At 58.3% G+C, this 21,210-nt stretch carries 14 protein-coding genes; 8 read left to right on the top strand and 6 right to left on the bottom strand.

The annotated features are described in order from the left end of the window. Window positions 1–77 precede the first annotated feature (77 nt). Both Q4P78_RS01595 and nth read right to left on the bottom strand, forming a co-directional pair. Window positions 78–821, bottom strand: a complete 744-nt coding sequence (locus tag Q4P78_RS01595; RefSeq protein WP_303338550.1) for a CoA pyrophosphatase — start codon at window positions 819–821, stop codon at window positions 78–80. Continuing rightward, window positions 814–1,716, bottom strand: a complete 903-nt coding sequence (nth, locus tag Q4P78_RS01590) for an endonuclease III (protein ID WP_303338549.1) — start codon at window positions 1,714–1,716, stop codon at window positions 814–816. Before nth ends, Q4P78_RS01595 begins: the two co-directional genes overlap by 8 nt. 119 nt (window positions 1,717–1,835) lie before the next feature. Here nth and aroQ point away from each other — a divergent pair, with 119 nt between their 5' ends. Then, window positions 1,836–2,303 carry a type II 3-dehydroquinate dehydratase gene (gene aroQ / locus Q4P78_RS01585; protein WP_303338548.1) on the top strand — a complete coding sequence of 156 codons (468 nt, stop codon included), beginning with the start codon at window positions 1,836–1,838 and terminating at the stop codon, window positions 2,301–2,303. A gap of 96 nt (window positions 2,304–2,399) precedes the next feature. Here aroQ and Q4P78_RS01580 read toward each other — a convergent pair whose 3' ends face one another. Continuing rightward, complete coding sequence (locus Q4P78_RS01580) at window positions 2,400–3,578, bottom strand: MarP family serine protease (RefSeq protein WP_303338547.1); 1,179 nt, start codon at window positions 3,576–3,578, stop codon at window positions 2,400–2,402. A 285-nt stretch (window positions 3,579–3,863) separates the two neighbouring features. Here Q4P78_RS01580 and Q4P78_RS01575 point away from each other — a divergent pair, with 285 nt between their 5' ends. Next, entirely contained in the window at window positions 3,864–4,541 is a 678-nt protein-coding gene (locus Q4P78_RS01575) for a Crp/Fnr family transcriptional regulator (RefSeq protein WP_303338546.1), read from the top strand. 152 nt (window positions 4,542–4,693) lie between these two features. Here Q4P78_RS01575 and Q4P78_RS01570 read toward each other — a convergent pair whose 3' ends face one another. The 3 genes from Q4P78_RS01570 to Q4P78_RS01560 form a co-directional block, all read right to left on the bottom strand. Next, a complete protein-coding gene (locus tag Q4P78_RS01570; RefSeq protein WP_303338545.1) occupies window positions 4,694–5,866 on the bottom strand; it encodes an NUDIX hydrolase in 1,173 nt (390 codons plus the stop codon). Window positions 5,867–5,892: 26 nt separating this feature from the next. Next, window positions 5,893–6,375 carry a RidA family protein gene (locus Q4P78_RS01565; protein ID WP_303338544.1) on the bottom strand — a complete coding sequence of 161 codons (483 nt, stop codon included), beginning with the start codon at window positions 6,373–6,375 and terminating at the stop codon, window positions 5,893–5,895. Window positions 6,376–6,491: 116 nt separating this feature from the next. Continuing rightward, window positions 6,492–6,692 carry a hypothetical protein gene (locus Q4P78_RS01560; protein ID WP_303338543.1) on the bottom strand — a complete coding sequence of 67 codons (201 nt, stop codon included), beginning with the start codon at window positions 6,690–6,692 and terminating at the stop codon, window positions 6,492–6,494. A gap of 186 nt (window positions 6,693–6,878) precedes the next feature. On the opposite strand from Q4P78_RS01560, the gene Q4P78_RS01555 reads away from it, so the two are divergent. From Q4P78_RS01555 to Q4P78_RS01530, 6 genes are all read left to right on the top strand, one after another. Next, window positions 6,879–9,020, top strand: a complete 2,142-nt coding sequence (locus Q4P78_RS01555) for a transglycosylase domain-containing protein (RefSeq protein WP_303338542.1) — start codon at window positions 6,879–6,881, stop codon at window positions 9,018–9,020. Window positions 9,021–9,271: 251 nt separating this feature from the next. Further along, window positions 9,272–10,225, top strand: coding sequence for a metallophosphoesterase (locus tag Q4P78_RS01550; RefSeq protein ID WP_303338541.1), 954 nt, complete (start codon window positions 9,272–9,274; stop codon window positions 10,223–10,225). Between the two features lie 202 nt (window positions 10,226–10,427). Then, complete coding sequence (locus Q4P78_RS01545; RefSeq protein ID WP_303338540.1) at window positions 10,428–12,278, top strand: ABC transporter ATP-binding protein; 1,851 nt, start codon at window positions 10,428–10,430, stop codon at window positions 12,276–12,278. Beyond that, window positions 12,278–14,128, top strand: coding sequence for an ABC transporter ATP-binding protein (locus tag Q4P78_RS01540; protein WP_303338539.1), 1,851 nt, complete (start codon window positions 12,278–12,280; stop codon window positions 14,126–14,128). The genes Q4P78_RS01545 and Q4P78_RS01540 overlap by 1 nt, the downstream gene beginning before the upstream one ends. Before the next feature lie 328 nt (window positions 14,129–14,456). Further along, window positions 14,457–16,973 carry an S-layer homology domain-containing protein gene (locus Q4P78_RS01535; protein ID WP_303338538.1) on the top strand — a complete coding sequence of 839 codons (2,517 nt, stop codon included), beginning with the start codon at window positions 14,457–14,459 and terminating at the stop codon, window positions 16,971–16,973. 132 nt (window positions 16,974–17,105) lie between these two features. Continuing rightward, on the top strand, window positions 17,106–21,191 hold the full coding sequence (locus Q4P78_RS01530) for a S8 family serine peptidase (RefSeq protein WP_303338537.1): 4,086 nt from the start codon (window positions 17,106–17,108) through the stop codon (window positions 21,189–21,191). Window positions 21,192–21,210: the final 19 nt, after the last annotated feature.

Below are 21,210 nucleotides of genomic sequence, written 5' to 3'. Positions count from 1 at the left end.
GCGCCCCGGTGGCTCAGATACTGAGCCGCCGGGGCGCTTTTCTATAACAGGTCTGCCCTATGTAAGAGCTGCAACACTTAGTCCTCAAATCCGGGTGCGGGGCGCTTATCATTGCGGTCCCATTCAACGCTCCAGCCCAGGGAATTGAAAATACTATCCAACAGCATGGCGGTAAAGCCCCAAACGGTAAATTCGTGGCCGTCCTGCTGCACGCGGAATGCCGGGGTTAGGTGCTTAGTATCCCCGCGGCGCACATAGGACATATGGCGATTGGCGGGGTTGAGCAGATCCCGCACAGGCACGCGGGCAATCAGTGCGGACTCATTAAAATCAACCACCTGCACATCACTGGGGTCGCGCCACCAACCGATGACGGGAGTGACCATAAAGTCACTGACCGGCAGCGGCAGGGCCGGCAGCTGGCCTAGGATTTCAACGCCCTCGGGGTTCAGACCGGTTTCTTCATTTGCCTCGCGCAGGGCGGCAATATGGGCTACGCTCACGCCCTGGCTTTCTGCCTGCTCGTAGTCTTCCGGGTCGATTTTGCCGCCGGGGAAGGCGGGCTGACCGGCATGCGAGCGCAGGGTGGAGGCGCGCACCAGCAGCAGCACATCCAGCTCTTCGCTCACCTCGGTGGGGCAGCCTTCAAAATGTGAGCTGGCGGGGGTGGAGTCCAGGGCGCCGAAAAGAATCAGTACGGCAGCTTCTTTTGCGAGTTCGCCCACGGGTGCGGAGGAGAGCAGGGTGTGCATATCCACTTCTACGCTGCCGTTGGCTAGCGAGGAGAGGGCGGTGCGTGCTGCTTGGCAGGTATTAGGCATTGAGGGGGTATCCTTCGGCGATGAGCTCTCGGCGGGTGGCGCCCTGCAGCATGCGCAGATGTAGGCGTTCGCGGCCGGGCGTCATTTCGTATTTCATTAGTTTACGGGCTGCGCGCTCATCCGTCTCCCCTTCCCCGTAGGAGGGGCATAGGTCGGCAATGGGGCATACTCCGCAGGCGGGTTTGCGGGCGTGGCAGATGCGGCGGCCGTGGTAGACCAGGCGGTGGGATAGCTGAGTCCAATCGCGCGGTTCAAATAGTTCTTGCACATCGCGCTCTACTTTTTCGGGTTCTTCCTCACGGGTGAATCCCAGGCGACGTGCTAGGCGCCCAAAGTGGGTGTCGACGGTCAGTCCCGGCTTGCCAAAGGCGTTACCGAGCACCACGTTTGCGGTTTTTCGTCCCACGCCGGGTAGTTTGACCAGCTTGTCCACATCGGCGGGTACCTGCCCATTGTATTCGCTATCCAGGGCGCGGGAGAGGCCAATAATGGAGCGTGCTTTGGCGCGGTAGAAGCCCAGGGATTGCACATAGGGTTCTACTTCTTCTTGGCTGGCAGCGGCTAAAGCGGCAGCATTGGGGTAGGCGGCAAAGAGGGCGGGGGTTGCGGCGTTGACGCGCACATCGGTGGTTTGGGCAGAGAGCACGGTGGCAACCAGCAGCTCAAAGGGGTTATCAAAGTCTAGTTCCGCCACGGCATAGGGGTAGGTCGCCCCCAGGATGCGGTTGATCTTGCGGGCGCGGCGCACCAGTGCCAGGTGGCTTTCGGGAGCTTTGGCGCGGCGTCGAGCTGCCGCTGCGGCATCGGCTTCGGGCACTATGCGGGTGCTGAGCAGTTCCTGAACTTCGTCGGTGAGTTCTTCTGCGGCCAGGGGTGAGTAATCGGGGGTGCTCATGGCGACTAAGCTTACGCGTGCCCTCTGCTCTTTTCTAGGCAGGTTGTGCTCTGTTTCCTTCTGTTCTTAGTGGAGCGGGGTGCTATTCCCAAGCGCCTGGAGCGGTTTACACTGGGTGTATGACTGATGTGATTTTTCTGCTCAATGGCCCGAATCTGAATCTGCTGGGGCAGCGCCGCCCGGAGGTGTACGGCTCCACGACCCTTGGTGATATTGAAAACGCGATCATTGAGCGCGCGGCTTCCTACGGGCTGGCGGTGGAGTGTCTGCAATCCAACCATGAGGGTGTGCTTATTGACGCAATTCAGCACGCCCGTCTAAACGGTAGCGGCATTATTATTAACCCCGGCGCCTACACCCACACCTCTATTGCTCTGCACGATGCCCTGGAGGCTGTGGAGATTCCGGTGGTGGAGGTGCACCTGAGCAATATTCACCGCCGTGAGCCTTTCCGCCATCATTCCTATGTTTCCCCGCAGGCGAGCGCTGTCATTGCCGGTGCGGGCGCCTATGGCTACACTATGGCTCTTGATTATTTGGCAACCAGCGCCGCTCGTGTGTTGGGTCAGGGTTTTGAGGAATCCTAGGCTCTACCAAGCTTTTAAAATAATCAGGCCCCGAGTATGACTACTCGGGGCCTGATTCTATATATGGGCTTGAGCTCTATAGACGGGTTTGAATTCCTAGGCTCGGCAGGTGCCGGTAGAAATCGCTGCGGTATTGGCGCCGCCTTCTGCCAAATCGGCCTGCAGGGTGCTTGCCGAAATGGCGTAACCGGTTTGACCGGTGGTTGCCTTACCGAAGATCACGCCGACTACGGTGCCGTCGCTGGTAAGCACCGGACCGCCGGAGTTACCGTGCTGCACATCGGCTGCCAGCTGATAGACCTGACGCATGGGGTTGCTCTTACCGCTTTCAGCGTCAATGGTCTGGGTGTTACCGATACCCTGCACGGTGGCGGGCTTGGCGCTAAAGGGACCACCCTTGGGGTAGCCCATAAAGACCACTTCGGTGCCCGGGCGCGCGTTGTTGCCGATGGCCAGGGGGCTTAGCGGCATATTGACGGTGCGGATAAAGGCAAGGTCCTGGGCGCTGTCCATATAGACCACCTGGCCCTTGTACATGCGGCCGCGGCTATCTTGCACCACGGGCGCATCCACACCGGCAACCACGTGTGCATTGGTCACGACAAGGTTCTGATCGGCGACGAATCCGGAGCCGGTGGAGGTGTATCCGCAGGCTTCGGCGGTGCCCATAATCTGCACCACGGAGGCGCTTGCCGCCTGCAGCTGCGCGGTGTCGTTATACTCTACCGGGGCTTCTGCGGCGGGGGTGATCAGCTGCCCAATTTCGGGGATGGTGCGGGTTGCCAGCACATCGCTTCGAGCCGATTCAATGCGCTCTTTTAGCCCGTTGGGGGTGTTTTCTACCATCCAGGACAGGGTCTTGGATTCAGAGAGCGCAAGGTTGAGCGAAGGCACGGGCAGGGTGCGTACGCTAATAGTGAGCACCACCATGACCAGGGCGCAGGCTGCCAGGTTCAGCAGGCCGCCGCCTAAGCGTTCTACGCCTTTGAGGGGCGTTATATCGGTGACTCGGCGGATGGCGCCTCCGGCGAGGGTGCCCAGCCACTGACCTATGGTTAGGCAGAGGACGAGCACCAGCAGGAAGGTAATGAGTGCCCAGCGGGTTCCGACTGCTGCAATGGCTTGGGGGATGAGCCAGGCTGCGGCACAGGCACCCAGGGCTAGACCGGCGAAGGTGCCCAGGGTGGTGAAGAAGCCTCTGCGTAGTCCGCTCAGGAAGTACAGCAGCAGGATAATGGGGATGAGGACGTCGAGGATATTTAGAGAGCTAAACAATCCATTTCTCCTTTATGTTCTCGGCAGCAGGTGTGCACATGCCTACCGTTGGATTATGTATCCTACGCGTTGAACCTGTGTTTTTCTTATGTTTTTGCTGGTACGCAAAAATTTTTGCCATTCTGGCTGTATTTTGGGTGCAGAATTTTTAAATATGCGGTACGCTCTTATTAGTTGAATATGTCACATCTACCGGGTAGCTCACACAGACACTGCCCGGTCAACTCACCAAACGGGCGCTCTGCAGCGCTTAACTATTAGTATTTTTTCTTTGAGGAGACCCCCATGGATTTGGAGATTCTGCGTCGCTCCCCGCTGTTCGCGGGCCTGGATGATGCTGCCTTCAAGCTGCTGACTGATGATATTCAGGAAGTTGACCTGTCCCGCAACGCCGTTCTGTTCTACGAGGGCGATCAGGGCGATCAGCTCTTCGCTGTACTCTCGGGCAAGATTAAGCTGGGTCGCACAGCAGCTGATGGCCGTGAGAACATGGTTGCAATTATGGGCCCCGGCGATGTTTTCGGCGAGATGGCTCTCTTTGATCCTTCGCCCCGTTCGACCAATGCGGTTGCTGTATCCGAGACTCGCCTGGCTGCTATTAAGCACGATTCTTTCAAGCGCGCTCAGCAGCTGGATCCCTCGATTTCTGATCAGGTGATTAAGGCTCTGGCTCGTCGCCTGCGTCGTTCCAATGAGGCTCTGGCTGACCTGGTCTTCTCGGATGTTCCGGGTCGTCTGGCTAAGGCTCTGCTGGATCTGGCGGATCGTTTCGGCCGCCCGGCAACCGACGGCATTCTGGTCGCTCATGAGCTGACTCAGGAAGAGCTGGCTCAGCTGGTCGGTGCTTCTCGTGAGACCGTGAACAAGGCCCTGGCTGAGTTCGTTTCTCGCGGCTGGATCCGCCTGGAGGCACGCGCTGTGGTCATTCTGGACCTGCCGCGCCTGCGTCAGCGTTCTCGCTAAAGCAGTATTGAGCACAGCGCCAGCGCTCGCGCTAAAGCAGCATTGAGCACAGCGCTCGCGCTAAGCTGCTGCGTATACGCTCTTATAGCTAAAAGCACCGGCGGGGTGAAGATTCTCTTCACTCCGCCGGTGCTTTTGTATACAGATATGTTCTATGCCGTCCGCTTAGTGGTGGGAGCAATGGTTTTGAGCGCCCCGGTAAAGGTGCCCTCGGCGTTCTTGTCGGCAACGGGTTTTTCCGCTGCCGGTACGGCGCCGAATCGTCCGGTTTTGGGGGCAACGGGTACCACGTCCATAAAGGAGAGCATACAGCTGTTTCCCGAGGTGACCAGGGTGGGCTTTTGTACGCGCACAGTACGGCTCTTTGCCAGCCAGGCTACGGTGGAGTCGGCTTTGGCGAGGGATTCGAGCATGCACATCACTCCGGGGGCGATGAGCTCTTCGAGCTTTTTACCCACGGTATTTTCCTGCCCAATGGCATCTCCCAGGGCGGTGGTATTGCGCTCTGCCAGCAGCTGACGCACATTGATCCAGTCGCCCCATACGCCCTTTTCACGCAGTAGTTTGGCGCGCTGACCTACGGGAATAGCGGCGGTGAAGTAGCTGGTGTCAAACCTCTTGTGGAAGAAGTCCGGGGATTGCCAGCGGTCTACCGCGCGCAGCAGATCGGTGCGTGCTTGTAGTCCCGTTAGGCGCAAGAATTCGTTAAAGCTGCGATCTTCTAAGGCCACGGCGGAGCGCTGACACATATGTTCGTCTCCGGCGCTATATTCGGCAACGCTTTGGCTATCGCTACCGGCGAGCAGAATTCCGGTTTCTTCAAAGGATTCGCGGATTGCTGCGATGACGCTGGCTCGGGCGGAATCTACGCTGTCAAAGTGCAGTTTTTTGCGCCAGGCTTCGGGGCTGGGGCCGTGCCAGGGTAGCGGGTGGCTATCGTCTTCGCGCACGGCGCCTCCCGGGAAGGCAACGATTCCCAGGGGTGAGCAGCCGGGGCGGTAGGTCAGGATGGTTTCCAGACCGTTATCGCCATCGCGCACGAAAATGACCGAGGCTGCAAGGCGCGCGCTGCGCACGCTCTGGTCGGCTTGGTTTTCGATGCGGGACCAGTGCTGGGCTGCCACGCGCATATATTCGGGCACGCTGTACAGGCGCTGAATGCTTTCGGTGCGCGGTGCGGGCAGGCTGCTGCGCCCGGTGAACATGCGGGGTTTAGTCGCATCCGGGTGTGCTGCTCCTTGCGGCTGCTCGGCGGGGGTGGAGCCGGAGCCGGAGCCGGGCTGTACCGGGATCATGCCGGTATACATGGGTTGGTTGGAGAGCATTTCTCTTCCCTTGAGAGCCTTGTGATTTAGGCGAACTCTACGATAATTTCGACTTCGACGGGCGAGTCCAGGGGCAGCACGGGTACGCCTACGGCGCTGCGTGCGTGCTGGCCTGCTTCACCGAAGATTTCACCGAGCAGTTCGGATGCACCGTTAATAACTGCAGGCTGTGCGGTAAATGCGGGGTCGGAGGAGACGAAACCGACGACCTTAACGACCTGCTTAATACGATCCAGATCGCCAATAACGGACTTGACGGCTGCCAGGGCGTTGAGCACGCTCACGGCGGCGTACTTCTTAGCATTTTCGGGGGACACGTAGCCGTCCTGACCGTTGTCGGAGACCTTGCCGGTTTCGGGCAGTGCGCCCTGGGTGAAGGGCAGCTGTCCGGAGGTGTAGACGTAGGAGCCGCTGACAATGGCGGGTACGTATGCTGCGACGGGGGCTGCTACCTCGGGCAGTTCGTAGCCGAGTTCGCGGATGCGTGCTTCAATGCGGGATTCGCTCATGGTTTTCTCTTTTCTCTGGTGTATCGCGCCCATTTGGGTTTGATGAGTCTCTTTAAGATGACTCACCCGATACTCGCTTAGCGTATGCGTGCGAGTATCGGGTGTGTGTGCGGGCTTTAGCCCTGCTTTTCACGCTTGAAGTAGGCGATGGGGTTGCCCTGGGTGGGGGCGACCATATTGGATGCCGGGTTGGGGCCTGCTGCGGAGGCGCCGGGCAGTACGGTTACCAGCTCCCAGCCGTCTTCACCCCAGCTATCGAGGATCTGCTTGGTTGCGTGGATCATTAGAGGCACAGTTGCGTATTCCCATTTCTTCATAGTCTCTAGGTTAATACCTTTGAGGGTTGGTCTCAAGATACGCGCCGGCAGCTACCGCGCTATTTGTCCGAGAGCATAGTTTTGGCGTGTTTTCTTCTCTTATATAGGGTGTGTTTCTTCGGTTTTCCTTAGTTCACCAAGCCCGGTGCAGGTGCCGGATTGGGGCGTGTACGCTACACTGGAAAAATGGCTTCATCTAAGAAATCCCGCTCGAAGCGTTCGCGCCCGGGCGATTTTATTCAGTTTTTGGCGTATAGCGTGATTGCTGGCCTGCTGGTGGCACTGGTTGTGCTGCCTCCGTCCATGAGCGTTGCGTTGACGGCTAATGCCTCTATGTCCTGGTTCCAGGACCTTCCGGATGATATTTCGGATGAGAATATCTCTAAGCCTTCGACCGTATACGCTTCCGATGGCACCACGAAGATCGCAACCTTCTTCGCAGAGACCAATACCCAGGTTAAGCTGGATCAGATGTCTCCCTATTTGAAGGATGCCATTATCTCGGTGGAGGACCGTGAGTTCTACAACCACGGCGCTGTCTCCCCGATTGGTATTGGTCGTGCGTTCTTCAATAATATTCTGAACCCCAATAAGCGTCAGGGTGCTTCTACCCTGACCCAGCAGTACGTTAATAACCTGATTATTAACGCTGATGTTGCGCGCGGTGAAGACCCCAATACTCTGGGTGCTAAGAAGAACTACGTGGATAAGATCAAAGAGATGAAGCTCGCGATCTCCATGGAGCGCAATAAGACCAAGGATCAGATCCTTGAGGGCTACCTGAATATTGTGAATATGGGTGGCCAGAATATCGGTGTTGAGGCTGCATCTCAGTACTACTGGGGTAAGTCCGCTAAGAACCTGACCATTGCTCAGGCGGCTCTGCTGGCGGGTCTGGTGCAGGCACCGAATATTTACGATCCGACCAAGAACCCGGATCTGGCTCGTGAGCGCCGCGATATTGTGCTCTCGACTATGCTGCGCGATAAGAAGATTACTCAGCAGGAGTTTGAGGAGGCGGTTGCTTCCGATATTAAGCTGGATGTACACCCCACTTCTCAGGGTTGCTCCATTGCGGGCGATAATGCGCAGTTCTGCTACTACATGCTGTACAACTTCCTGGGTGATCCTTCCTTCGGTCCGACCACTGAACGTCGCGAGGCGACTCTGCGCCGCGGCGGTCTGAAGATTGTCACCACCCTGAACCCCGAGGCTCAGGTGGCTGCAAAGAAGGCTGTGGAGTCCACTCAGCCCGGTGCAACCAACTGGAATGATATTAACGCTGCTCTGACCAGTGTTGAGCCCGGTACCGGTCGTGTGGTTGCTATGGCTCAGAACTCTCAGTGGGGTAACCCCGTTGATGCCAACGACCACAGCGTGAACCAGTTCAACTACAACGTTGATTACGCATTCGGTGGTACCGGCGGTTTCCAGCCCGGTTCGACCTTCAAGCCCGTGGTTCTGGCTCAGTGGATTGCTTCGGGCAAGGGCGTGAACGCCATTGTCAACGGTACCTCCCTGCTCTACCCGACCTCCTTCGGTTGGAATGCTAAGTGCCTTGAAGGCGGTAAGTTCTACTTCCGCGATGACCCGGCTGGCTTTAGCTTCAAGAACGCGGTTGCCGGCGGTCAGACCTGGAATACCGCAGCCTACGGTATTCGCCAGTCCTGGAACTCCTACCTCTACGGCATGGTTGCTCGCCTGGATTTGTGCGATATTCGCGATATGGCTGAGCGTCTACATGTGCACGATGGTTTCGGTAACCCTCTGTACAAGGTGGAGAACCTCTCGAGCAATATTGGTGGTACCGCCAATGGTGCAACCCCGCTGACCATGGCATCGACCTTCGCAATCTTTGCGAGCGAGGGTAAGTATTGCGAGCCCCGCCCGATGGATAAGGTGCTGGCAAATGACGGTTCCACTCTGAAGGAATATACCAATGAGTGCGAGCAGGTGCTTGAACCCGATGTGGCAAATGGCGTGAGCTGGGTGCTCAAGGGCGTGATTGCCTACGGCGGTTCGGCTCCCGATCGCGGTATTGGTTTGCCCGAGGCTTCGGCTGCGAAGACCGGTACGAACGATAATTCCTCCCAGACATGGATGACCGGTTACACTCGCGGTCTGTCCACCTCTTCCTGGGTTGGTAGCCTGAACCAGGGTTCTCGTTCTATGAACAACCTGGCGATTAATGGCCGCGTGCTCACCTATGTGGATGGTGCGACCTACGCCGGTGCCCAGTGGCAGAGCTTCATGCGAACCATGGCTCCTAAGTACAACAAGGATAATTTCACCCTTCCGAGCGCGCAGGTTCTCTCTGCAGCCGGCTAGTGGTGGGCCCGATCCGGGTTAGAGACGGATATGATTTCGCCCCGTTTATCAATGCGATAGGCGGGGCGTTTTCTACGCTCTTCTATCCCGCTCTATCCCCGAAATAGCTATAGGTCGTAGAGCCAGCGCATCGTGTATGCATCTGTCTATCAGCCTGTACACAGTAAGGGCTGTTAGAGTAGTACTCGAATGCCCGTTTACTAGTGTGCGGGTGTGTCCAAGAGTTATTGGCTCGGTGAAAGGAAATAGTCATGTCGCCTGCTGCCTCTTCTTCTACCTCGCAGCTTTCCTCCATTGTGCGCGCTGCCTCGGGCGCCGCGGCTGTCTGCGCCGGTGCGGCTGCGGCGACCCTCGCCTACGCCCATTTCATTGAGCTAAACCGTTTCCAGGTGCGTACCGAGCGCCTTGAGGTGCTGCCTGCCGGTAGCGAAGAGATTCGTATTCTGCATATTTCGGATATGCATATGATTCCCGGTCAGAAGCGCAAAACCGAGTTTATGCACTCCCTAGCTGAGCTGCAGCCGGATCTGGTGATTAATACCGGAGATAATCTCTCCCACGTTGAGGGTCTGGATCCGCTGCTGCGTGCGCTGGATCCGCTCATGGATTTCCCGGGTGTTTTTGTGCCCGGCTCTAATTGCTATTTCGCTCCGATTATGAAGAATCCTGCGCGCTATTTGTGGAAGGAATCCACCAGCGATGAGGGTATTGATGATCGTCGTGTGGCTCTACCTTTTGAGCGAATGCACGCGGAGTTTGAGTCTCGCGGTTGGCGCGGTCTGATTAACCGTTATGACGATATGGAGCTTAAGGGCACGCGTATTTTCTTCTCGGGTGTGGATGACCCGCATCTGGATTATGATCGTCACCCGGGTTTCTCCCCCGCCGCCTGGGATGCGCCCGAGAGCAGTGTGCGTTTGGGGGTGGCTCATGCGCCCTATATGCGTACTCTGGATCGTTTTGTGGATGATGGCGCCCAGGCGATTTTTGCCGGTCATACTCACGGCGGACAGGTATGTCTGCCCGGCGGGCACGCTCTGGTCAGTAATTGCGATTTGCCGCCTGCTCGCGCTAAGGGTGTGAGTTTTACGCAGGATGTGCCGGTTCAGATTTCTGCAGGTTTAGGCACCTCTCGTTTTGCGCAGGTGCGTCTTTTCTGCCCGCCGGAGGCGGTGCTGGTGACTTTGGCTCCGCGTGCTGTCTAGATATTCCTCTCTTTGAGAACCCGCACCCAAAAGTCTAATAGGTTCCTGTAGAAAATCCTGAATGGGTATACACTTTAACTAAAGGACCCATCGCGCCGCGCACCGTACCGCCACCCGAACCACGGGATCGGCAGCGTACGGTATTACTCACGACTTATGGCTACCGCCTTGTCCCGTGTGGCGCATATACACAGGATTATTCATGCCGAACCCACTGCTAACCACCAAACCTGAACCCGTACCGCAGCCACTAGACTATGCAGCGGGTGAGCAGCCGCCTCTGACCCTAGGCCCCTATGTTAAGCCTATTCGCGCGCGCTGGACTGCCGGTCTAGTGGTGGGTATGCTTGCCGCTACCTTTGAGATTATGGTGCCGCAAATGCTGCAGCATATTGTGGATTCCCTGCAATCTCCCACCGAGGCTGCCATTTGGATTGGTGGCGCCCTGGTGCTGCTGCTGGGCGTGACCAGTGCGGCGCTTTCCTTCCTGCGTCGTTTTTTGGCGGTGGATCCCACCTCCACTATGGAAACGCGCATGCGCATGAACTTCTTCGATAAGCTCTCGCGCAGCCCCTTGAGTTTCTTTGACCGTTGGACTTCCGGTCAGTTGCTGAGCCGCTCCCTGAGCGATTTGGGTACCATTCGCCGCTGGCTTTCTTTTGCGCTGATTCAGCTGACCTCTATTGCGGTCATGTTCGTAGTGTCCGCCTATTTTATGGTGCAGGCTTCGCCGTCCCTGGCGATTATTTTCCTGATTACTATCCCGGTTCTTTTTCTCTCGGTTTTCAATTACACGCGTAATTATCACAAGCTCACGCGCGTGATTTCTGAGAAGACCGCCGACCTTGCTACCAGTGTGGATGAGTCGGTGCGCGGTATTCGCGTGCTCAAGGCTCTGGGTCGCTCCCCGCAGGTCATTGAGGCTTTCAATAGGGATGCACAAGAGGTCAATGAGCTGGAGTATCGCCGTGCGGCTCTGGTGGGTCGTGTTGCTTTCTATCAGCGGTGCATTATGGGTGGCGCTATGCTGGCAGTGCTCTACTACGGTATTCCGCAAGTTGCCGAGGGCACTATGAGCCTGGGTGCCCTGAGCGCCTATTTTGCCCTGCTGACCGCGGTTCTTAGCCATGTGCAGCGCTCCACTATGCTCATTTCCGGTTACCTGGGTTATAGGGTGGCTTGGGAACGTCATGTGCAGGTCATGGGGGATGAATCCGTGCCTGAAGATGTGGCTCTGGTGCCCGAGCAGGAGCAGCCGCGCGCCTTTGAGGCACCGGTACGTATTGATTTTGAGCAGGTCTCCTTTGGGTACCCACGCAAGGACGGTAGCGAGCATCGCGTGCTGGAGGATATTTCTTTCTCCGCTGCCCCCGGTGAGATTGTGGCTCTGGTGGGTGCTACCGGTAGCGGTAAGTCCACGGCGCTGACCCTGCTGCCGCGTTTTTATGAGCCGAGTGCAGGTAGGGTGCTCATGAATGGGCAGGATATTTCTGCCCTGGACCTCACATCTTTGCGCCGCTCCACCGCCTTTGTTTTTGAGGAGGCTGTGCTCTTTTCCGGCAGCGTGCGAGAGAATCTACTGCTTGGCCTGCCCGCAGCTGATTCCGTGCCTGAACAGGAACTCAAGGCACTGCTGAATCAGGCGATTAAGCTTGCCGCCGCGGAGTTTATTTTCGATCTGCCTGAGGGTTTGGAGACCCGCATTGGTGAAGAGGGCATGAGCCTTTCGGGCGGTCAGCGTCAGCGTCTATCCCTAGCTCGTGCCCTGCTGGTACGCCCGAGTGTGCTCTTGCTCGATGATCCCTTCTCTGCTCTGGATGTTGCCACTGAGGAACGCATTATTAACGGTCTTAAGGCAGCACGCGAGGCTCAAGACTTAGCCGCCCTGGGCTATGCGACCACGGTGCTGACCGCGCATCGCCCCTCCACCGTGGCGCTGGCAGATACCGTGCTGCTGCTGGAGCACGGAAAGATTATTGCCACCGGCACTCACCGCCAGCTCATGGCGACCAGCGCCGCATATCGTGATTTGATGACCATGGAGGAGGAATAATGTCGGGACATCCTGCAGGTCTGGGTGCTGAGGATAAAGTACAGCTCAGCGAAGAAGAACAGAAGCTTGCCCGCGAGCGCTCCTGGGCGTTGCTGCACGAAATTATTCGCCCTCAGCGCGTAATTCTGTGGGGCTCTATTGCCACGGTGCTTATTGCTACCTTGGCGGCGACCGTGCAGCCTCTGATTTTGGCGCAGGCGTTGGATACCGCGGTCACTCCCCTGCTGGAGGGTAATAGCGCACCATTAACTCAGCTGGTGTTGCTCTTTAGCGCCATGGTGCTCATCAGCGCTCTGCTGACCTGGTTGAATATTATTTTGACCGCGAAGATTTCCTTGCGTGTGCTCATTTATTTGCGTACCCGCCTCTTTAGCCACGCTCAGAAGCTCAGCGTCTCATTCCACGAGGAGTACACCTCCGGCAAGGTGATTTCTCGTTTGACCGGGGATGTGGATGCTGTGCGTGCCCTGCTTGATAGCGGTATTAGCCAGCTGGCGGCGACCTTGCTGTCCATGCTCTTTTCGGCGATTACTATTTTTGTGCTGGATTGGCGTATTGGTGTGCTCATGCTGGTAATGAGCGGGCCGATTTATCTGCTCTCTCGTTGGTTCCAGCGTGCGGCGGTGCCTATTTTCCGTGCTCAGCGTGTGGAGTCGGCTAAGCTGACCGGTCGTTTTAATGAGACCTTTGGCGGTATTCGTGCGGTCAAGGCTTTTGGTTCTCAGAGTGCCGCTCGTGCCTCTTATGGGCAAGCTGCTGAGGATTACCGCGTGCCGGTGATGGATTCGGTGAAGTACTTTGGCATGTTCTCGCCGGGACTTATGCTCATTGGTAATTTCTTTATTGCGGCGGCTCTGGTGATCGGTGGCTATGCGGTCATGGGTGGCACCATGCAGGTGGGTACTCTGCTGGCTCTGGTGATTTATGCCGGTCGTGTTTTTGAACCGGTGATGGTGCTTTCTGAGTTTTATAACCTGATTCAGATGGCCTTTAGTGCTCTGGAGAAAATTTCGGGCTTTTTGGATCAGAAACCGGCTGTTGAGCAGGCTGAGCACCCGGTGGAGCGTGATGCGCGCGCCGAGCTTCTTCCGGGAGTCAAGCGTGGCGAGATTGAGCTGCAGGCTGTGGAGTTTAGCTACTTTGAGGGTCACCCGGCGTTTACGCGTACCGATATGGTCATTGAGCCCGGTAGCCAGGTGGCTCTGGTGGGGCCCACGGGTGCCGGTAAGTCCACTCTGGTCAAGCTCATGGCTCGTTTTTATGATGTCTCTGCAGGTCGTCTGCTGCTAGATGGTGTGGATGTGCGTGAGCTCTCGGATGAGCAATTGCGCCGCGAGGTTATTATGCTCACCCAGGAGGTTTTCCTCTTCTCCGCCACGGTTGCCGATAATATTCGCCTAGGCAATCCCGAAGCAAGTGATGAGCAGGTGCGTGCCGCTGCCGCTGCGGTGGGTGCCGATGAGTTTATTCGTCATCTGCCTGAGGGTTATGACACTATGCTCGGTCAGGGAGGCGCGAATCTTTCGGCGGGTCAGCGTCAGTTGGTAACCTTTGCTCGTGTTTTCTTGGCGGATCCGAATGTGGTGATTCTGGATGAGGCTACTGCCTCTTTAGATATTCCCAGTGAGAAGGCGGTTCAGCGCGCCCTGGCTACTTTGCTGGCAGGTCGTACTTCGGTGGTGATTGCCCACAGGCTTTCGACCGTGGTGAACTCTGATCGCGTGTTGGTGATTGCTGAGGGTTCTATTGTGGAAGATGGTAGCCCTGAAGAGTTGATTGCTGCCGGTGGCCGTTTTGCTGTTCTGTATAGCGCTTGGGAGCAGTTGAACGGTCCAGACTCTGAGGGATAGTTGTTAGCTTGGAAGAAGCTAAGGGGCGTAAGTTTATACACTTCCCCTGATGTGATTTCAATGACAGCCTGTCACTAAAACTGTTCCACTCAAGCACAGAGAACCAGTCATTATCCCGCGAAAAGCCGGGGTGTACAGTGCTCAAGTACTGCACACCCCGGCTTTTTAGCACCCGGCTCGAGAGCAAAAAAGTGCCTGTCATAAAGTACCGCGGGGCTAGAAAAAGCGGTAGATTAACTGTGTATGGTTCACCTAAAGTCACCCTGACGATGACCTTGGGAACCATCACCCATTCACCCGACGAACCTCATGACTTCTGGGAGGAATCATGATACCCCGCAATGATGCGCACACCCCGGCAGCGGCATCCTCACACACCGCAGGCCCCAAGCCCCGCAGCTTTAAGCCTCGTAGCTTTAAGCAGAGCGCCGCAGGAGCCCTGAGCCTGACCTTGGGACTCACCTTGGCCTGCGGTCCTGCCCTCGCCACCCCGGCTCAGGCTGCCCCCATTACCGCACCCGAACCCGCCGTCGATATTAAGGCACCCCGTATTGAGGTTGAGAGCGTACTCTCCTCCAGTGTTCTGGAAATCTCCTGGTCCAATTCCCAGCTGGTGGGTCGCTACGGCGATTTCAAGATTCAGGTCTACAACTCCGAACACAAGGTGATCGCCACCCGCACCGCCAACTACTGGGAGCACGAAGCCCGCATTGAGGCACTGCCCGCCGGCGGCACCTACACTGTGACCGTTTCGGGCCTGATCAACGGTCAGTGGTATGAATCCGCGCCCAGCGCGCCCCTGGAACTCAGTGAAGATCCCGGCGCCGTGCAGTTGAGCGTCTCCGGTACCGTAACCGCCGGTAAGGATGCTCAGCTGAGTGTTTCGGGCGTGGGCTACACCGGTGGCGCCGCCAGCGATGGGGTGTACGTGGTGGTTGCCAAGGCCGATGCCTGGCGTGCGGGCAAGCGCCCGAGCGAGGGTGCATTTACCCGCTCGGTTTTCGTGCCCGCTTCCGATATTAAGAACGGCACCTTTAATGCAACCCTGGATATTGCAGCGAGCGAGCTGCCGCTAAGCCATGGCGAACACTACGTGATCGGCACCCTGGCAGCCGGTTCTAAGATGATGACCGATCGCCGTCTGGATGCCACCACCGCCCTGAATATTGGGGCAGCCCCGGTCGATAGTGTGAACGCCAGCGTATCCAAGCGCACCGTGCACGCTTCCTGGAAGGCACCGGCACTGGATCAGCGTATTACTGACTACGATGTGACTCTCTACCGTGTGGACGGCACCTCCCGTTCCTTCGTGGATAAGCGTTCCCTGGGCGCTGGCACCACCAGCGTGGACTTTTTGGACGTCAAGGACGGCTCCTATGTAGTGGAGGTCAAGGCGGGTATTCGCGCCTCCGCCTCTGAGCTGTACCCGGTGTTCTCCACCGGCACCTTCTCCAATGTTTTTGAGGTTAAGCCCGTAAGCACCGTACCGGCTGCCCCTCATAAGCCGATTATTCTGCCCATTGCCGGTATTATTCCGGCGCTGTGGTGGGTCAAGCCCGATGATGGTGGCTCGCCCATTACCTCCTACCGCATTGTGCTCACCGATTCTAAGGGTAAGACCACCGAGATTATGGTCGAGGGCAATGACACCGACGCGGGCTTTATGGCGCTAAGCAATCACTACACCCCCGGCGAGACCTACACCGCGGTGATTTACGCGATTAACGCCAATGGTGAGAGCGCGCCCTCCCTGCCTTCGGACCCCTACACTATGCCTGGTTCCAGCTCCAATCCGACCCCGGAGCCCACTCCCGAACCGACCCCCGAGCCCGAGCCCTCCAAGCCGGTGGAACGCGCCAACCCGGTGATTTCTGCCTCCCCGCTGAGCCTGGATCCGGCACAGAAGAACACTGTGCATGTCAAGGGCAGCGGCTATAAGGGCGTGGGTACCGATGCGGGCGTGTATGTGTTCGTGGTGGAAAAGAGCAAGTGGCAGCCCGGCCAGGTACCTTCGCGTTCCCTGGTGCGCGATATGGTCACCTACCTGCATATCCCTACCCTGGTGGATGGCGCCTTTGAGACCGATCTGGTGATTGATGCGAATCTGCTCGATTCGACCAAGGAGTATGTGCTGGGCGTGACCGGTGCACACTACGGTATGACCGTCACCGATACTCACGCGGCGCTGAATATTAGCCTTAAGGGTGCGCCCGAAAAGCCCGAGCCTACCCCCGAGCCGAAGCCTAAACCCAAGCCTGAACCCACCCCCGAACCGGAAATCCCCAGCGCCCCGATTTTTAGGGATGTTCCGCCCACCACCCAGTTCTACGATGAGATTCAGTGGCTGGCAAAGATGGGTATTACCACCGGCTACCCGGACGGCACCTTCCGACCCCTGCAGAGCGTGGAACGCGCTGCCATGGCGGCATATTTCTACCGCATGGCGGGCTCCCCGAAGGTTGAGCTGCCCGCTGTTTCGCCGTTCAAGGATGTGGATCCCTCCTTCCCCTTCTACAAGGAGATTGTGTGGATGAAGCAGCAGGGTATTACCACCGGTTGGGATGACGGCACTTTCCGCCCGCACGATCCGGTCAATCGCGATGCCATGGCGGCGTTCTTCTTCCGCTATGACCACGCGAGCCCGCGCGTTGATCCTCAGGCGCATTTTAAGGATGTTAACCCGAATACGATGTTCTACCACGAGATTCAGTGGTTGGCTTCCCAGGGCATTACCACCGGTTGGGATGACGGCACCTACCGCCCGACCACCGCGATTAATCGCGATGCCATGGCGGTGTTTATCTACCGCTATGAGCACCTCAAGAATAAGCGCCCGCGCGCTTAGGGCAGTGCGCCCCTAAACCGAGATTTATATCTCGAATCACATTCACTATAGTTTTTAGGTGGCGGGTCTAACGCCCCGGCTACAGGCCCGCCACCTACATGTTTGTGCATCACCACATTCAAAGGACCAGCAATGAACATATTCTTTAGGCGCGAGCGAGATAGCCGCGCCGATACCCCGAGCGCGCGAACTTCCTCTGTCCTGCGCGCCCTGGGAATTGGCGTGCTCTCCCTAACCATGAGCATTGGCGGCGCCCCGGCATTTGCCGCGCCCGCCTCCAGCGAACCCACCCCGGCAGCTATTGACCAGAGCGTGAAAACACCCGCCGCCGGTGTGCGCGATGGCGCGGTTATTTCCCCCTCCATACAGGAAGCTCAAGGCCAGGTCACCGCCTTTGTTGAACTCGCAGGCTCCGGCGCTTACGCCGCAACCGCAGGTTTCTACTCCTCCTTTACCCTCGGCCGCGAAGTAGCCCCCGCTTCCCAAAGTGCGGCGGTCAAGAGCATTCAGGCGCAGGTGCAGTCGCAGGGCGCACAGCTGGCTGCCGAGAGCAATGCGCAGGTTCTGTACACCACCCACAATTTGCAGCGTGGCGTAGCATTGTCCGGTGACGCCGAAGCCATTCGTGCGCTCGCCACCCGAGCAGATGTGGTGCGTATTTCCCCCGTGGTGCTCAAGTACCCGAGCAACTCCGTCTCCGATGTCAACACCCACGCCGTGCAGGCATGGCAGCAGAGCCACGCCACCGGTAAGGGCGTGACCATTGCCGTGATCGACACCGGTATCGACTACACCCACAGTGATTTCGGCGGTCCGGGCACCGCGGCAGCCTACCAGCGTGCCAAGGCATCCTCGGGTATCCCCGCAGGTCTATACGACCCGGCAAAATTCGCCGGTGGCTATGACCTCGTAGGCGATGCCTACACCGGGTATAACACCCCGGCTCCGGACTCCAACCCCCTGGATTGCTCCGATGCGGGCCACGGCAGCCATGTTGCCGGTACCGCGGCCGGTTACGGCGTGAACTCCGACGGCACCACTTTCCGCGGCGCCTACGATCAGCTGACCACCGAGAGCGTGCAGCAGATGAAGATCGGCCCGGGTTCGGCTCCCGAGGCACGCCTGGTTGCCCTGCGCGTCTTCGGTTGTAAGGGCGCATCGGCTGTTGCCGGTGAGGCAATGGACCGTGCCCTGGATCCCAATGGTGACGGTGATTTTAGCGACCGCGCCGATATTGTAAACCTCTCCCTAGGTAGCGACTACTCCGTTATCGACGACCCCGAATCCCTCATGCTTCAGCGTCTGGTAGACGCCGATGTACTGGCAGTGGTTGCCGCAGGCAACGCGGCGGCGAACCTAAACCACGGCGACGCCTACTCCATTCTGGGCGCCCCCGCCAATAACCCCGCGGCATTGACCGTGGCAAACTCCCAGGCGGGTATTACCCGAGGCGACCGCTACCGTGTGACCTCCCCGGCGGATATTGCCGGTGACTACGCGGGATCCTACGGCTACTCCTATACGTTCGCCCGCGGAGATGAGCACATTAACGGTACCGTCACCGCTGCCCCCGAATCCAATAAGACCGGCTGCCAGCCCTTTGTGGGTACTGATTTCGCCGGTAAATGGGCGCTGCTCTACTGGGAGGCTAAGGGCCAGGATAGCTCCTGCGGTTCCACCCAGCGCGTGGCGGCAGCCGGCGCAGCCGGCGCTAAGGGCGTGCTGCTGGTAGCTCCCGAGCACGACACCAAGCCGATTTCCGGTCACGCGACCATTCCGAGCATTCAGATCACCACCGAGCAGGCAAAGAAGTTCGAGCAGGCTGCCGCAGCGGGCACCCTGCAGATTGAAATGGCCGCTCCCTGGCAGAATATTGCCCTGGATTTCTCTTCCAAGGACACCATTGCCGAGTCCACCTCGCGCGGTCTGCACGGCTCCTACGGCTTTGTGAAGCCCGATGTCTCCGCCCCCGGTACCCGCATTGAATCGGCGGAAGCTGGCGGCGGATCCAATGCCGCTCAGATGACCGGTACCTCCATGTCTACCCCGCATGTTGCAGGTATTGCCGCTCAGCTTATGGCAGCGAACCCCGCCATGAGCGCGCAGCAGGTCAAAATGCGTATTATGAATACCGCGCGCGGTACTGTTACCGGCCCTCATGGTGAATCCCTGGGCGGTGACCGTATTGGTGCCGGTCGTGTGGACGCGGCCCTGGCAAACACCGAAAATTCCTATGTGTACAATGCGCAGCACCCCGAATACGTCTCCCTGGCGTTCGGTGTGATTGAAGTTGTCCCCGGCAGCGGTACCCGTACCTACACCCGTGAAGTTACGGTGGAAAACACCGGGGATAAAGAACGTACCTTCTCTATTTCCTATGCTGATCGTGCCGGTTCCCTGCGCGGTGCCGAATTCTCCGTGCAGTCCTCGGTGACCGTCCCGGCGCACTCCAGGGTCAATATTCCCGTAACCCTGAAGGTCGACCCCGACCAGCTGGTCAAGACTCTGGACTCCGGTAGTGAAAGCGACCAGCTGGGCAAAGCACGCCAGTACCTGAGCAGCTTGAGTGGAAACCTGGAATTTAGCGATTCCACCTCCACCCTGATCCTGCCCGTACACGCAGCCCCCAAGCCCGCCTCCACCCTCTCCTACCCCGCTGATGCTCTGGCATTTGGCAACGGTACCACCGCAACCCTGAAGCCCTCAGGCACCGAGCTTAAGCGCGGTGGCTACTACTCCCTGCTGGGTGCTTTTGAGCTGGGTTATGAGAACCCCGATCAGTCCACCTCTGAAGGCGGCAAGTGGCTGCAGGTAGCCTACACCGGCGCTTCCTCCAATGTTCCGGCAAAGCGCGCAGCCAATGACACTCGCTCCCCGGCGACCCTGTCCTTTGCGGTGGTCACCAAGAGCAATTGGTCCGTACTGACCCCGTCCTTCTCCATGGCTATTGAAATCGATACGGATAATGACGGCACCGCAGACTACGAGCTACGCACCCGCCGCACCACCGGCCTAGACTACCCCCTGGCGCTGCTGACCAATAAGCGCACCGGCTACTCTCGCGAAGCCGACGCGAAGCCGGTCAACGGCGTATGGGGTAGCACCGATTCGAATATTTTCGACACCAATATGGCGGTTCTGCCCGTATCCTTGGCTTCCCTCGGTCTGGCTGAGCAGGATGGCGCCGGTATTCACTACCGCTCCGTCACCCAGTACAGCCCGGACGGCATGCCCAGCTATAGCGATTGGGCGGAGTTCAACCCCTACGCCCCCAAGCTCTGGTTTGAAGGTAGCACCCGCGGCCTGTCCCTCTTTGAGGATTCCGCTTCTTCCCCCGTGACCGCGCACCGTGCCGAGGGTACCTCCCCCAAGGCGCTCATCTTGCATATGCACAATGCCTCCGCAGCCACTGCGGGCACCCAGGGGCTGAAGAATGCGGATGGTAACGCGCTAACCCGCGTGCAGGTTCTGGAAAGCAATGGCGAGGCGGTCGTTCCCTCCCATAGCGAGGAGCCCACCCCGGCGCCCAGTCCCTCGGCAAGCCCGAGCGCTACTCCCACCGTTTCGCCCAGCCCGAGCGCTACTCCCACTGTCTCGCCCAAGCCGAGCGTGGCACCCACGCCCAGCCCCTCAGCGAGCGCACCCAGCGCCAACCCCAATGAGCCGGCACTGCCCACCCCGCGCACCTTTAGCGATGTGAAGCATGGAGATACCTTCTCCACCGAAATCTACTGGCTGGCGGCAAGCGGTATTACCACCGGCTACCCGGACGGCACATTCCGACCCCTGCAGAATGTAGAACGCGCTGCCATGGCGGCATACTTCTACCGCATGTCGGGATCCCCGAAGGTTGAGCTGCCCGCTGTTTCGCCCTTTAGCGATGTGGATCCCTCCTTCCCCTTCTACAAGGAGATTGTGTGGATGAAGCAGCAGGGCATTACCACCGGCTACCCGGACGGCACCTTCCGCCCGCACGATCCGGTCAACCGCGACGCCATGGCGGCATTCTTCTACCGCTACGACGGTAGCCCCGCCTATAACGCCCCGGCGGTATCGCCCTTTAGCGATGTAACCCGAGAGAATATGTTCTACCGTGAAATCTCCTGGTTGGCATCCCAGAAGGTAACCACCGGCTGGCCCGATGGCACCTACCGTCCCTGGGAACCCATTCACCGTGATGCTATGGCGGCATTTATTTACCGCTACGATCACCGCTAATTCCCCTTAGGAATGGGTC

This window comes from Rothia sp. (in: high G+C Gram-positive bacteria) (genome assembly GCF_030540545.1).
Lineage (GTDB): Bacteria > Actinomycetota > Actinomycetes > Actinomycetales > Micrococcaceae > Rothia.
This window is presented reverse-complemented; position numbering and strand designations above follow the sequence as displayed.